Annotated in this window: 15 protein-coding genes; 4 read left to right on the top strand and 11 right to left on the bottom strand. The window is 71.9% G+C overall.

Features of this window, described 5'->3' with window-relative positions:
• Positions 1-43 precede the first annotated feature (43 nt).
• Positions 44-412, bottom strand: a complete 369-nt coding sequence (locus ACQXVK_RS01375; RefSeq protein ID WP_022906173.1) for a twin-arginine translocase TatA/TatE family subunit — start codon at positions 410-412, stop codon at positions 44-46.
• 64 nt (positions 413-476) lie between these two features.
• Between ACQXVK_RS01375 and ACQXVK_RS01380 the strand changes: the two genes are divergently transcribed.
• Positions 477-1,109, top strand: coding sequence for an O-methyltransferase (locus tag ACQXVK_RS01380; protein WP_022906172.1), 633 nt, complete (start codon positions 477-479; stop codon positions 1,107-1,109).
• On the opposite strand, the gene ACQXVK_RS01385 is transcribed toward ACQXVK_RS01380, so the two are convergent.
• Together ACQXVK_RS01385 and ACQXVK_RS01390 are read right to left on the bottom strand one after the other, a co-directional pair.
• On the bottom strand, positions 1,106-1,864 hold the full coding sequence (locus tag ACQXVK_RS01385) for an AAA family ATPase (RefSeq protein ID WP_430852427.1): 759 nt from the start codon (positions 1,862-1,864) through the stop codon (positions 1,106-1,108). The genes ACQXVK_RS01380 and ACQXVK_RS01385 overlap by 4 nt on opposite strands.
• Positions 1,865-1,987: 123 nt before the next feature.
• On the bottom strand, positions 1,988-2,158 hold the full coding sequence (locus tag ACQXVK_RS01390; RefSeq protein ID WP_017887054.1) for a DUF3117 domain-containing protein: 171 nt from the start codon (positions 2,156-2,158) through the stop codon (positions 1,988-1,990).
• A gap of 127 nt (positions 2,159-2,285) precedes the next feature.
• Between ACQXVK_RS01390 and ACQXVK_RS01395 the strand changes: the two genes are divergently transcribed.
• On the top strand, positions 2,286-3,455 hold the full coding sequence (locus ACQXVK_RS01395) for an AI-2E family transporter (RefSeq protein ID WP_430852428.1): 1,170 nt from the start codon (positions 2,286-2,288) through the stop codon (positions 3,453-3,455).
• On the opposite strand, the gene ACQXVK_RS01400 is transcribed toward ACQXVK_RS01395, so the two are convergent.
• A complete protein-coding gene (locus ACQXVK_RS01400; protein ID WP_430852429.1) occupies positions 3,434-4,678 on the bottom strand; it encodes a hypothetical protein in 1,245 nt (414 codons plus the stop codon). The two genes, ACQXVK_RS01395 and ACQXVK_RS01400, sit on opposite strands and share 22 nt — an antisense overlap.
• Positions 4,663-5,745 (bottom strand): succinyl-diaminopimelate desuccinylase, encoded by a 1,083-nt coding sequence (gene dapE / locus ACQXVK_RS01405; RefSeq protein ID WP_430852430.1) that lies wholly within the window; start codon positions 5,743-5,745, stop codon positions 4,663-4,665. The genes ACQXVK_RS01400 and dapE overlap by 16 nt, the downstream gene beginning before the upstream one ends.
• 171 nt (positions 5,746-5,916) lie before the next feature.
• On the opposite strand from dapE, the gene dapD reads away from it, so the two are divergent.
• Both dapD and ACQXVK_RS01415 read left to right on the top strand, forming a co-directional pair.
• The gene (gene dapD / locus ACQXVK_RS01410; protein WP_430852431.1) at positions 5,917-6,885 is read left to right on the top strand and encodes a 2,3,4,5-tetrahydropyridine-2,6-dicarboxylate N-succinyltransferase; all 969 of its coding nucleotides are present in this window, start codon (positions 5,917-5,919) and stop codon (positions 6,883-6,885) included.
• A gap of 13 nt (positions 6,886-6,898) precedes the next feature.
• Positions 6,899-7,702 (top strand): alpha/beta hydrolase, encoded by an 804-nt coding sequence (locus ACQXVK_RS01415; RefSeq protein WP_430852432.1) that lies wholly within the window; start codon positions 6,899-6,901, stop codon positions 7,700-7,702.
• 128 nt (positions 7,703-7,830) lie between these two features.
• Here ACQXVK_RS01415 and ACQXVK_RS01420 read toward each other — a convergent pair whose 3' ends face one another.
• From ACQXVK_RS01420 to ACQXVK_RS01445, 6 genes are all read right to left on the bottom strand, one after another.
• Positions 7,831-9,129, bottom strand: a complete 1,299-nt coding sequence (locus ACQXVK_RS01420) for a citrate synthase (protein WP_022908294.1) — start codon at positions 9,127-9,129, stop codon at positions 7,831-7,833.
• A gap of 151 nt (positions 9,130-9,280) precedes the next feature.
• Positions 9,281-10,399: a succinyldiaminopimelate transaminase gene (dapC, locus tag ACQXVK_RS01425; protein WP_430852433.1), complete on the bottom strand. Its 1,119-nt coding sequence runs from the start codon at positions 10,397-10,399 to the stop codon at positions 9,281-9,283.
• A 14-nt stretch (positions 10,400-10,413) separates the two neighbouring features.
• Positions 10,414-10,731, bottom strand: a complete 318-nt coding sequence (fdxA, locus tag ACQXVK_RS01430) for a ferredoxin (protein ID WP_022908292.1) — start codon at positions 10,729-10,731, stop codon at positions 10,414-10,416.
• Between the two features lie 193 nt (positions 10,732-10,924).
• Complete coding sequence (locus ACQXVK_RS01435; RefSeq protein ID WP_430852434.1) at positions 10,925-12,121, bottom strand: PIG-L family deacetylase; 1,197 nt, start codon at positions 12,119-12,121, stop codon at positions 10,925-10,927.
• A gap of 25 nt (positions 12,122-12,146) precedes the next feature.
• Entirely contained in the window at positions 12,147-12,689 is a 543-nt protein-coding gene (locus ACQXVK_RS01440) for a hypothetical protein (RefSeq protein WP_430852435.1), read from the bottom strand.
• Positions 12,690-12,802: 113 nt separating this feature from the next.
• Complete coding sequence (locus tag ACQXVK_RS01445) at positions 12,803-13,996, bottom strand: amidohydrolase (RefSeq protein WP_402264512.1); 1,194 nt, start codon at positions 13,994-13,996, stop codon at positions 12,803-12,805.
• Positions 13,997-14,023 lie beyond the last annotated feature (27 nt).

Here is a 14,023-nt window from a genome sequence, read left to right on the forward strand (position 1 = left end):
GGCACCGCGCCTCCTGGCCGTCACACGGTCACGTGATCCGGCGTCAGGTCGCCTCGGCGTCGAACGGTGCTGCCTCGCCGACGGCGAGCGGCACCACGGGTGCCGTCGCACGGACCTTGGAGGCGGTCACCTGCGCCGTCTGCACGGCGGCCACGCTGCTGCCGGAGTCGAGCAGCGCGTCACGGATGATGCGTCGCGGGTCGTACTGCCGGGGGTCCAGCTTCTGCCAGTCGACCTCGTCGAACTCCGGGCCCATCTCCTCGCGCATCCGGTCCTTCGCGGTGTCGGCGAAGCGGCGGACGGCCTTGACGAACTCGGCGAGCTTCTGTGCGTACTGCGGCAGCCGCTGCGGACCGAGCAGGAGGACGCCGATGATCCCGATCACCAGGAACTTCTCGAAGCCGTCGAACACGGTACGAGCGTAACCCGTCCGCACCGCGCAGCACCCGTAGAGTTGTCACCCGAACGGAGTGTGCGTGTCAGAGAAAGAGTCGAACTGGAAGTTCGCCGAGGACATCGTCTCGGAGTCCGAGGTGATCGCCCGAGCGCGGGAGCACTCCCTCGAACTCGGGGTCGAGGCGATCTCCCCCGCCATCGGCGCACAGATCGGGGTCGTCGCGGCCGCCTCGCGCGCCACGAGCATGATCGAGATCGGGACCGGACTCGGGGTGTCCGGGCTGTACCTGCTCGGGGGCGCACCGTCCGCGACGCTCACCACGATCGACGTCGAGGTCGACCACCAGCAGTACGCCCGTGACGCGTTCATCGCCGCCGGCACCGCACCCGCACGCATCCGGCTCATCCCGGGTCGCGCGAACCAGGTGCTGCCGCGCATGAACGAGGCGTCCTACGACGTCGTCCTCGTCGACGCCGACCCGGAGCACGTCATCGAGTACGTCGAGCACGGCCTGCGGCTGGCGCGCCTCGGCGGGACCGTCCTCGTGCCGCACGCCCTGTGGCGCGGCCGCGTCGCCGATCCCGTGAAGCGGGACCGGGCGACCACCGACTTCCGCCTGCTGCTCACCGAGGTCTCGACGTCGGGTGCGGTCATCAGCGCACTGTCGCCGGCCGGCGACGGGCTGCTGCAGATGACGAAGGTCTCCGCCTAGTCGGTGTCGTCTCGGCCGGGGTCGTCGTTCCCGAGGTGGCGCAGGTAGCGCTCCGGGGACTCGAGGAACGACCGTTGGTGCCGGACCAGGTCGAGGTCGGCCCACTCGGTCCGTCGGAGCCCCCACTCGCCGACCTCGTGGATCGTCGCACCGGGGAAGGCCGCGAGCACCGGTGAGTGCGTCGACATGAGCACCTGTCCGACACCGCTCTCGACGATGGACTGCAGCAGGCCGATCAGCGCCAGGCAGCCGGAGAACGACAGCGCGGACTCGGGCTCGTCGAGGATCCACAGGCCGGGCCACCGCGCGCGGTCGATCACGAAGTCGAGGAACGACTCGCCGTGGCTGCGCTCGTGGAAGACCGGTTCGGGTCGGGCGTGGTTCGGGTGCTCCTCGAGGTAGGTGAAGAAGCCGTGCATGGTCTCCGCCCGCAGGAAGAACCCGCCGCGCGGGGCGCCGAAGTCGCGTCGGATGGCGATGTGCTCGCACAGGTCCGACTCGGACGGACGGGTCGCGTGCCGTGACCCCGTGCCGCCGCCCTCGGGTCCCATGCCGAACTGCAGCGCGATGGCCTCGACGATGGTGGACTTGCCGACACCGTTCTCGCCGACGAAGACCGTGACCGGGTCGAGGTCGAGCCCCTCGTCGAGGAGCTGCCGGACCGGGGCGAGCGTGGCGGGCCAGACGTCGCGTGGCATCGGGTGCGGGTCGCGGAACTCCTCGACGCGACGGATCGGCAGGTGGGTCCTCGGCACGCCGCCATCTTGCCCTGCCGCGCCGACATCCGCCCTGTGCGGGGCAGACGCGCGCGGTGCGGGGACGGACGGAGGGCCCGGAGCGTACGCGCTCCGGGCCCTCCGTTCTGGTGCGTCGACGTACTAGGCCGAGACGACCTCGGCGAGTGCGTCGTGGAGTTCCTTGGCCTCGGCATCGTTGACCGAGACGACCAGGCGGCCTCCACCTTCGAGCGGAACCCGCACGATGATGAGTCGACCCTCCTTAACAGCCTCCATCGGCCCGTCACCGGTCCTCGGCTTCATGGCTGCCATCAGATGTCCCCTTTCGTGCAGTACATGCACCCCCATTATCTCGTATCGATGGGGGAACTGCGAAACCGCCCAGGTTGGGGGCCGCGGATCGCGACGTTCTCGCGGTTCCGAGTGGTCACCTTGGCGTGTGCCGTACATCCGCTCCAAGCGCCGTCAACCGCTCGACCCCGCCGTCGAGGCCGTCCCAGCGGGCATGCGCGTCGCCGGGGCCTTCTCGTGGCGACTGATCGTCGTCGTCGGGGCCCTCGCCGTCGTCGTGGCCCTGGTCATCCTGCTGCAGGACATCGTGGTGCCGTTCCTCATCGGTCTCATCGTGTGCGCCCTGCTCGCGCCGTTCTCGCGGTTCCTGCAGCGACACCGGTGGCCGAAGTGGCTCGCGGTGCTGTCCTGCTTCCTCGCGGTGGTGATCGTCATCGGCGTGCTCGCCCTCGTCGTCACCGCGCAGATCCGATACGACCTGCCGATGCTCGAGCACCGCCTCGACCACAACGTGCAGTCGCTGCAGTCCCTGCTCGCCACCGAGCCGTTCGGGATCACCGCCTCGCAGGTGACGAAGTGGTTGTCGGACGGGACGAAGTTCCTGCAGTCGCACGCGTCGTCGATCGCCTCGGGCGCGGCGGAGGCGGGGAGCGGGCTCGTGCACGTGCTCGAGGGCCTCTTCATCGTGGTGTTCACGACGATCTTCGTGCTCGTCGACGGGCCGCGGATCTGGTCGTGGGTGGTGCGGCTCTTCCCCCGCCGGGCGCGCGGTCGGATCGACGTCGCCGGACAGGCCGGGTGGAAGACCCTGACGAGCTTCATCCGGGTCCAGCTCGTCGTCGCGGTCACGGACGCGCTCGGCATCGTGATCGGCGCCCTCGCGCTGCAGGTGCCGCTCGCGATCCCGATCGGCGTCATCGTGTTCTTCGGCGCGTTCGTCCCGGTCGTCGGCGCCATCGTCGCCGGGGTCGTGGCGGTCGTCATCGCCCTCGTGTTCAACGGCTGGGTCCCGGCGTTGATCATGCTCGGCATCGTGATCGCCGTGCAGCAGCTCGAGAGCCACGTCCTGCACCCGTTCCTCACCGGGTCGGCGGTCCGCGTGCACCCGCTCGGCGTCGTGCTCGGCGTCACCGCGGGCACGACCATCGCCGGCGTCGTCGGGGCGTTCTTCGCGGTGCCGTTCATCGCCACCGCGAACGCGATGATCCACGCTGCGGCGTCAGCGGACCCCGAGGCGGTGGAACGCGGCGCCGAGGAGCGCGAGGTCGACGTCGATCACGGCGGGGTCGACGCCGATCACGGCGGGGTCCAGTCGTAGCCGTCGATCCACCAGCAGAAGTACATCCACACCCACTGCAGCGCGATGCACACGACCACGACCGCCACCCGGTAGACCCGCGACCGGGGCAGCGCCACGATCCCGAGCAGCGGAGCGATCGGCAGCAAGATGCGCCAGGTGCTCGACTGCGGGAAGAACACCGCCAGCAGGTACACGAGGTAGGCGACGCCCCACAGGCGCAGCTCCAGCCCGATCCGCCTGGCACCCGGCAGGGCGACGAACACCGCGAACCCGACGACCACCACGGCGAGCAGGACCGCGCCGGCCGGCTGCCCGAACCACCACCCGAAGCCCTGCACCCAGGGTGCGAACGGGACGAGTTCCTTCCACCCGATGTAGGACGACCGCCAGGCCAGCTCGGTGTCGGTGTACGCCCGCGGCACCCCGGTGACCGCCCAGGCGATCGCCGGCCACGCCAGGCCGACGAGCCCGGACACCACGGCGACCACGGCGGGCGGTACGAGCTGGCGCACCGTGAGCGGTGCGGACGCCCGGACCCAGGCCGGCCGGACCGCCCAGGCCACGAGGAACAGCGCGATCAGCAACGCGAACGCGAGCCCGGTCGGCCGGGTCATGCCGAGCAGCAACACGACCGGCAGCATCGACCACCAGCGGCGGTCCACCATGAGCAGCAGGGCGACGAGGAGCAGGAACAGGCCCATCGACTCGGCGTAGGCCACCTGGAACATCGCGGAGACGGGGGCGACGGCGAACAGCACCGTCGCGAAGGTCGCCCGCGCCGGGTCGAGGAACCGCCCCAGCAGCCGTCGGAACACCAGTGCCGCGCCCCAGCCGAACAGCAGCGACACCGACACCGCGACGAACTCGAACGACGCACCCGTGACGTCCATCAGGCCACGGACGAGGAACGGGTAGGCGGGCATGAACGCCCACGCGTTCTCGGTCACGTGCCCAGCGGTGTCCACCGGCAGCGTCGACGGGTACCCGGACGCGGCGATCACCCGGTACCAGGCACCGTCCCAGATCGACGAGAACGACAGCAGGCCCGGGTGCTGCACCGTGAACGAGTTCGCGGCCTGCACGCTCGCGAACGCGGCGAGCATCACGCCCGTCACGACCCGCGCGAGCACGTAGACGACCGTGATCCGCACCCACCACGGCACCACCCGGTAGCGGGCGTTCCACCGGGCGCGGGCAGGGCTCAGCCGGGTCGACCCGGCCGTCGTCAGGCCGTCAGCCACCGACGCAGACCGTGCTCGACCGAGGTGATCTGGTCGACGGGGACCTGCTCGTCGTCGTGGTGGGCCCAGACCGGCTCGCCGGGGCCGTAGTTGACCGCGGGGACGCCGAGCGCCGAGAACCGGGCGACGTCGGTCCAGCCGTACTTCGGACGGGGTGCCGGACCCCCGACGGCCGCGACAAAGTCCTGCGCCAGCGGAGCGTCGAGCCCCGGCCGGGCCCCGGCCGCGAGGTCGACGATCTGCACGTCGTAGCCGTCGAACAGCTCACGGACGTGGGCGACGGCCTCGTCGGCGGTGCGCGACGGTGCGAAGCGGTAGTTGACGTGCACCATGACCTCGTCCGGGATGACGTTGCCGGCGATGCCGCCCGTGATGCCGACGGCGTTGAGCCCCTCGCGGTAGTCGAGCCCGTCGACCGTGACCGTGCGCGGCTCGTACGCGGCGAGGGTGGCGAGGATCGGTGCGGCCTTGTGGATCGCGTTGTCGCCGATCCAGCTCCGGGCACTGTGCGACCGCTTGCCGAAGGCACGGACCTCGGCCCGGAGGTTGCCGTTGCAGCCGCCCTCGATCTGCGCGCCGGAGGGCTCGCCGAGGATCGCGAAGTCCCCCGCGAGGAGCTCGGGGCGGGTCCGGGCCAGGCGACCGAGCCCGTTCAGGGCGTCGCTGACCTCTTCGTGGTCGTAGAACACCCACGTGACGTCGACGTTCGGTTCGGCGAGGTCGTACGCGAGCTTGAGCTGCACCGCGCACCCGGCCTTCATGTCGACCGTGCCGCGGCCCCACAGGATCTCGGTCCCGTCATCGGCGGTGCGGAACTCGGTCGGCAGGTTCGCGTTGAGCGGGACGGTGTCGATGTGCCCCGCGATGACGACCCGGCGGTCGCGGCCGAGGATCGTGCGCGCCACGATCGCGTCGCCGTCTCGGATCACCTCGAGGTGTGGCAGCGGCGCCAGGGCGGCCTCGATCGCGTCGGCGAGCGGTCCCTCGTTGCCGGACACCGACTCGATGTCGCAGATGGCACGGGTGATGTCGATGGACGAGGCGGTGAGGTCGAGCGGCTCCGGCATGCGGGAAGCCTACCGGCCGACCCTTGCAGGGGCCGTCGAGGTGACCACCTGTGGACGGTTCGTGCTCTGTCCACAGGTGCCGCGCCTCCATGCCGGGAGGCGCGGTGCGCGTCCGTCGGACCCGTCCGGACGGACGGGTGGTCGCCACCGACCGCTGGGTACCCTGGTGCGGTGACCGACACGACCGCTGCCACCGACCGCCCGACCCACGCCTGGGGCCACGGCCTCGCGACGATCGCCGCCGACGGCACGACGCTCGACACCTGGTACCCCGAGACCCACCTCGGCGCACTCCCCGCCGACGCCGCGTTCCCCGCCGAGCTGCGGGCGCACGTCGGCGACGACCCGCGCCGTGTCGTCACGATCGAGGCGGTCACGACCGAGGTCACGATCGACGCGGCCCCCGCCAGCACGCCCGACGCCTACCTGCGCCTGCACCTGCTCAGCCACCTGCACGTCCGCCCGAACGAGGTCAACCTCGACGGCGTCTTCGCGCACCTGCCGATCGTCGCCTGGACGAACGCCGGACCGGTGCACCCCGACGACCTGACGCGGCTGCGCCCCGGCCTGCAGCGCGCCGGGATCGCCGTGCACGCCATCGACAAGTTCCCCCGGCTGGTCGACTACGTCGTGCCCGACCGCGTGCGCATCGGCGACGCCAACCGGGTCCGTCTGGGCGCGCACCTCGCCCCCGGCACCACGGTCATGCACGAGGGCTTCGTGAACTTCAACGCCGGCACGCTCGGCGACGCCATGATCGAGGGACGCGTCTCCCAGGGCGTCGTCGTCGGCCACGGCACGGACATCGGCGGCGGCGCGTCCATCATGGGCACGCTGTCCGGCGGCGGCACCCACCGTGTGTCCCTCGGCGAGCGGGCGCTGCTCGGGGCGAACGCCGGGCTCGGCATCTCGCTCGGCGACGACTCCGTGATCGAGGCGGGCCTGTACGTGACGGCCGGCACGAAGGTCGTGCTCGTCGGGGCGGCACCGAACCCCGACGGGACGCCCCGGACGGTCAAGGCCGCCGAGCTCTCGGGCACGCCGAACATCCTGTTCCGCCGCAACTCGCTGACCGGCGCGGTCGAGGCCCTGCAGCGGCAGGGGCAGGGCATCCAGCTCAACACCGCGCTGCACGCCTAGCCGGTCGTCGGCCGTGGGGGTGGTCGGGGGGCCGCACGGCCCGGTGCCGGTCCGCCGGTACGCGGCTCGTACGGAGGCCGCTCGGGGCACGACCCTCGTGTGGCTGCACGGCGGCGGGTTCTTCCGCGGTGACCTCGACCTGCCGGAGGCGCACGCGGTCGCCGGTGCCCTCGCCGACCGCGGGCTCGACGTCGTCACGGTCGACTACCGTCTCGCTCCCCTGCCCGGGCTCCCGTTCGTCGGACGACGCGGCGCCCGCGGTCGACGACACCACCCGGTACCGAACGACGACGTCCGGGCCGTGCTCGCCGAGGTGCGTGCGGCGGCCGACGGCCCGGTGCTCCTCGGCGGTGCGAGCGCCGGAGCGTGCCTCGCCGCGGCGGTCACCCTGGCGCTGTCGGAGGATCGGCGTCCGGACGGCCTCGTCCTCGCGTACGGGTTCTTCCACGCCAGGACGCCCCGCGACCCGGCGGTGCTGCGGTCGGTGCGCGGGCACCGCCGCGTGACCCACCACCCGGTGCTGCTCGACCTGGCGAACCGGAACCACGTCGGACGCGCGGGCGACGGCGACACCGCGTTCCCCGGCGGGACGGACCCGTCGGGCATGCCGCGCACGCTCATGGTGGACGCCGAGCACGACACGATGCGGGCGTCGGGCGACCGGTTCGCCGCCGAGCTCCGGGTCGCCGGCGTCGACGTCGAACGGCACGTGCTCGCGGCAGCGCGGCACGCGTTCCTCAACCGACCGGGGTCGCCGGACTCGGACCGGGCGCTCGACCTCGTCTCGGCGTGGGCGGCGCGCGTCGCCGGCGCCTGAGCGGCGTGGGCGGGCGGTGGAGCCGGCCAGCCGTCCCGGTGACCGTCTCGCAGAACCACGAAAGCGACATCGAACCAGCCGACGAGACTGGTTCGACGTCGCTTCCGTGGTTCGAAGCGCGCGCGGCGTCAGCGCGCCGGGAGGTCCCGCTCGGCGTGCCCCACGTAGAGCTGCTGCGGGCGCCCGATCTTGTTCAGCGGGTCGTTGTTCAGCTCGCGCCACTGCGCGATCCACCCCGGCAGACGCCCGATGGCGAACAGCACCGTGAACATCCGCGGCGGGAAGCCCATCGCCTTGTAGATGATGCCGGTGTAGAAGTCGACGTTCGGGTAGAGCTTGCGGCTGACGAAGTACTCGTCCTCGAGCGCGATGCCCTCGAGCTCCATGGCGATGTCGAGCAGGTCGTCCTGCACGCCCAGCGCCTCGAGCACCTCGTGCGCGGACTCCTTCACGAGCTTCGCGCGCGGGTCGTAGTTCTTGTAGACGCGGTGCCCGAAGCCCATGAGCTTCACACCGCGCTCCTTGTTCTTCACCCGCTCGACGAAGCGGGTCACGGGCTCGCCCGAGTCCTTGATCTGCTGGAGCATCTCGAGGACGGCCTCGTTCGCGCCGCCGTGCAGGGGGCCGTACAGGGCGTTGATGCCGGCGGAGATCGAGGCGAACATGTTCGCCTTCGTCGAGCCGACCATCCGGACCGTGGCCGTCGAGGCGTTCTGCTCGTGGTCCTCGTGCAGGATGAGGAGCCGCTCGAGGGCCTTCGACAGCACCGGGTTCGGCTGGTAGGTCTCGGCCATGGTGCCGAAGTTGAGGCGCAGGAAGTTGTCGACGAACGACAGCGAGTTGTCCGGGTACAGGAACGCCTGGCCGATGGACTTCTTGTGCGCGTACGCGGCGATCACCGGCAGCTTCGCGAGGAGCCGGACGGTCTGGAGCTCGACCTTCTCGGGGTCGTCGACGTCCATGTCGTCCTCGTAGTACGTCGACAGGGCGCTGACCGCGCTCGAGAGGACCGACATCGGGTGCGCCGAGTGCGGCAGGGCGTCGAACAGACGACGGAGGTCCTCGTGCAGCAGCGTGTGCCGACGGATCCGGGCGTCGAAGGACGCGAGCTCGGACTCGGTCGGGAGCTCGCCGTAGATGAGGAGCCAGGCCACCTCGAGGAAGGTCAGGTTCGACGCGACCTGGTCGATCGGGTAGCCGCGGTACCGCAGGATCCCCTGGTCGCCGTCGATGTAGGTGATGGCGCTCTTCGTCGACCCGGTGTTCACGAACCCGTAGTCGAGCGTGTTCATCCCGGTCTGCTTCTTGAACGTCGAGATGTCGATGGCGGACGCACCGTCGACGCTCGGCAGGATCGGGAACTCCGCCGTGCCACCCGGGTACGTCAGCGTCGCGGTCGCCGTGGCCTGCTCGGCGGCGGGACTCACGGGGACGGGCGTGGTGGGCGGTGTGGCCGTCTTCTGAGCGTCATTGGCAGTGTCAGTCACGATGACAGCCTAATCGCGCCCACTGTCGGTCGTGCACACATCGAGCCTCAGGACTTGGTGGGAACCACGGATTGCGCGGAACGCGAAAGGCTCAGGCGGATGCCAGACGCCGCGAGCTCGCCAGGCGCTGCGCGGCTGCGGCGATGCGTTCGTCGGTCGCGGTGAGGGCCACGCGGACGTGCTCCGCGCCCGCCGATCCGTAGAACGTGCCCGGTGCGACGAGGATCCCGCGCTCGGCCAGCCAGGCGACGGTGTCGAGTGCGGGTTCGCCCCGGGTCGCCCAGAGGTAGAGACCCGCATCGCTGTGGTCGATCCGGAAGCCGGCGCCTTCGAGTGCCCGTCGGAGCATGTTCCGTCGGGCGCGGTACAGCGCCTTCTGCGCCTGCACGTGGGTCTCGTCGGCGAGGGCGACGATCATCGCTTCCTGCACCGGGAGCGGCGGCATCATGCCGGTGTGCTTGCGGACCGCGAGCACCTCGGCGAGGACCCGCGCGTCGCCCGCGACGAAGGCCGCCCGGTACCCGGCGAGGTTCGACTGCTTCGACAGCGAGTAGACGCTGAGCACGCCGTCGACGGAGTCCCCCACCACCCGGGGGTCGAGGATCGTCGGCGTGGGGGCGGCGTCGTACGGCGGCTCCCACCCGAGTTCGGCGTAGCACTCGTCGCCGACGATGACCGCGCCGAGTTCCCGCGCCCGCTCGACCGCGGCACGCAGCTCGTCGATCGACAGGACGCGGCCGTCCGGGTTGCCCGGCGAGTTCAGCCAGACGAGCTTCGTGGTGGACGGCCACGCCGCCGGGTCGTCCGAGGCGAGGGCGTCCGCGCCGACCAGGGCCGCACCGAGCTCGTACGTCGGGTACGCCGCGGCCGGGAACACGACCGTGTCACCGCGGCCGATGCCGAGCCAGAGCGCGAGCCCGGCGATGAACTCCTTCGAGCCGATCGTCGGCAGCACCTGGTCGGGCGTCAGCGTGACGCCCTGCCGACGGCCGTACCAGTCGGCGATCGCCTCGCGCAGGGCCGGCGTCCCGGCGACCTGCGGGTAGGCGTGCGCGTCGGTCGCCTCTGCCAGCGCCGTGCGGACGACGGCGGGGGTCGGGTCGACGGGCGAGCCGACGCTGAGGTCGACGATGCCGCCCTCGACCGCCGCGGCCTGCTGCTTGAACGGGACGAGCTGGTCCCAGGGGAAGTCGGGGAGGTCGAGCGCCACGGTCCGGCTCCGGGTCAGCCGCGGGGCGGCTCGGCCATGACGACCGGGTGGTCCTTGTGGATCACGCCGACCTTCGCGGCACCGCCGGGGGAACCGACCTCTTCGAAGAACTCGACGTTGGCCTTGTAGTAGTCGGCCCACTCCTCGGGGAGGTCGTCCTCGTAGTAGATCGCCTCGACCGGGCAGACCGGCTCGCACGCACCGCAGTCGACGCACTCGTCGGGGTGGATGTACAGGGACCGGTCACCCTCGTAGATGCAGTCGACCGGGCATTCGTCGATGCAGGCGCGGTCCTTGACGTCGACACAGGGCTGGGCGATCACGTACGTCACGGTTGGGGTGCTCCCTTCGGACTGAGCAGATCGAGTCTACCCGCGCGGCCCGGCCGCACCTGACCGCCGGACGGCGAGGTCCGCACTCCGCCGGACCGCGAGGTCCGCACTCCGCCGGACCGCAGGACCGGTCCACACCGCGCCGGACCGTCAGGACCGCGCCGGCCCGTCCGCACCACTCCGCGCCGGACCGTCAAGAGCGGTCCGCGCCACCGGACCGTGCGGCGGCCGCCCGGATCCCGGACAGGTCCGGCCAGGCGAGCACGAGCGCGGTGACGGCCGCGGGGCCGAACGTCCACACGTAGCCGGCGACGTTCGCGAGCACGAGCGGGGAGCTCTGCCCGGCCACCGACGTCAGGACCTGCGTCGCGGCGATGATCCCGATGCCGACCGCGGCGACCATCGCCCGCGACCGGTACAGCAGCCGGATGCCGACCGTCAGCCCGACCACGATGAGCGAGGTGAGCACGATCCCGACCGCGAACCCCCCGAGGGCCTGCTGGTGCGTGACGGTGCCGAGTCCCCCGGCGACGAGTCCGAGGACGAGGGCGACCACGACCGCGGTGACCTTGCCCTGCCGCGAGAACTCGGCGAAGGTCTGCGGCGCCTCGGGGACCCGGTCGACGTCGTGCCGGAACGCCTCGGTCGCCCGGGCGTGCTGCCGTTCGCCGTGCGGCATCACCCACGACAGCGCGGTGGGGTCACGGGGATCGACGGGGTCGACGGTCACCTGGGAGCGGTACTGCTCGACGGCCGCCCGGACCTTCGCCCGCACGGGGAGGACGTCCACGGTCAGGTCGGCCTGCCCGGACTCGGGGTCGACGATCATCGAGAACGGGAGTTCCTCGGCGCGTGCGGCGTACCGCGCCGCGTGGTGGACGCGGACGTGGTCCGGGTGACCGTAGCCGCCGTCGTCGGCGTAGCTCACCACCGCGTCGGCGCCGGTGGAACGGATCGCGGCGCGGATGTCGTCGACGACCTCACCGAGGTCGGCCGCGGTGAGCGAGTCGGCCGGGGCGTCCCCCGCGGCGACCGCGCGACCGTCGGGGCCCCACTGCATGCCGGAGTCGGTGTAGCGGCGCTCGGGCAGGTCCGTCGGCCGTGCACCGGGGCCGCCGAGCCAGAGGTGCGCGGGACCGCCGAGTGCGGCGAGGGCACCGGCGATCTCGGTCTCGCGGTGTGCGGCGACCCGGGGGCCGTCGCCGAAGAGCGGCCCGAGCTCGGGGGTCAGCATCTCCCCGCGCTCACCCCGGGTCGCGGTGAGCACCGTCACCTCGGCGCCGAGCTCGAGCAGGGTGGCGATCGTCCCACCGGACGAGAGCGTCTCGTCGTCCGGGTGGGCGTGCACGAACAGGACGCGCTCGGGGCGGGTTGCAGGGGCCTTCGACATCGGGTCCAAGCGTACCCAGCGGCGACTAGCGGGGCGTCACGATGTAGGTCGCGGTCACACCGTCGTTGCCGTCCGAGAACGTCAGGACCACGCGGTAGGCGTCGCTCCGGAACATCCCGAAGGCGCTCGACGAGTCCGCGCGCTTCGCCGACTCGGTGAACCCGGCGTCGGTGAGCTGCTGCGCCGCCGCCTGGAAGTCGTCGACGGAGCCCGCGCGGACCTGTGCGACCCAGCCGGAGCCGTTCGGGCCGGAGCCGCCGCCGAGCACGGTGCCGTCGACGAGCGGGACGTCCTTGGTCGGGAAGCCGTCCGGGACCTTGCCGTCCGAGGTCACGTTCGCGCCCTTCAGCGCGGTGTCCAGGGCGCCGTCGATGCCCCCGGCGACCGAGGCCATGCCGTCCTGGACGGCCTTGCCGTCGATGCCCTGCACGCCCTCGGCGACGCTCGACGCGACCGAGGAGCCGAGGTCGGTGGCCTGCTTGACGGCGTCGGACGAGCAGCCGGCCAGTCCGGCGAGGGCGATGCCGGCTGCGACGGCGGCGATCAGGGTGCGGGTCGGGGTGCGCATGCCCAGCACCCTAGGGGGCGAGCCGGGAGGCGCGGCGTGAGTCCCCTGGGAACGTCACGTGCGTGACGCGGGTCGCGCCGCGCCTCCTGGCCGGCCCGAGCGGGCCGCTCGCGTCAGGCGACGTACGCGCGCGTCGCCGCGACGAGGGCGTCGACACCCACCGGGATCGCCGTCTCGGCCTGCGGCGCGTAGAACGGCGAGTGGTTGCTCGGGATGTCCTCGCCGCGACGGAAGAGCTCCGGGTCGGTGATGCCGGTGAACCAGTACACGAGCGGAGCGCCCGCGGCGGTGGCGAGCTGCCCGACGTCCTCGGACGCCATCGCCAACCCGATCTCGAGGTCACGCGCCCCGGGGACCTCGGCGCGGATCGCGTCGAGCACGACCTGGGCGGCCTCGACGTCGTTCACGGTGACCTCGGCGCCGGGTGCGCGCACGATCGTCGGCTCCGGCAGTCCGCCGGCCTCGCTCTCGGCGCGGACGATGCGCTCGATCGAGGCGATGATCCGCTCACGGGTCTCCTCGTTGCGGGCACGCGTCGAGATCTCGATGACGGCCTGGTCGGGGATGATGTTCGCGCGGGTGCCGGCGTGGAAGCTGCCGACGGTGACGACTCCGGCGTCGCTCGGCGAGACCTCACGCGAGACCACGGTCTGCAGGCGGACGACCGCCGAGGCCGCGGTGACGACCGGGTCGAGCGAGGCCTGCGGGGCGGAACCGTGCGCACCACGGCCGTTGAACGTGACGGTCAGCCGGTCGCTCGACGCCATCACGGGGCCGCTGCCGACGGCGACGATGCCGACCGGTGCCGGCGCCGAGTGCTGCCCGAGCACGACGTCCGGCTTCGGGAAGCGGTCGACGAGCCCGTCCTCGACCATCGCCCGGGCGCCGGAGATGACCTCTTCCGCGGGCTGGAAGACGCCGACGACCGTGCCGTGCCAGTCGCCGGTGGTCGCGGCGAGGCGTTCGAGGGTGCCGAGCAGCCACGTCACGTGGATGTCGTGGCCGCACGCGTGCATCGTCGGGACGTCGTTGCCGTCCTCGTCGGTGCCGTGGTGCTCGCTGGCGTACGGCAGGCCGGTGCGCTCCTGGACCGGCAGTCCGTCCATGTCGGCGCGGAGCCAGACGACCGGCCCGTCGCCGTTCGACAGGACACCGACGACACCGGTGCCGCCGATGCCCGTGGTGACCTCGATCCCGCCGATCGCCTCGAGCCGGTCGGCGACGATGCCCGCGGTGCGGTGCTCCTGGAAGCCGAGCTCGGGGTGTGCGTGGAGGTCCTGGTACAGCGAGAGGAGGTCGAGAGTCACGCGCACCACGCTACATCCGACGACGGC

It is taken from the genome of Curtobacterium sp. AB451, from assembly GCF_050585845.1.
Taxonomy (GTDB): Bacteria; Actinomycetota; Actinomycetes; order Actinomycetales; family Microbacteriaceae; genus Curtobacterium.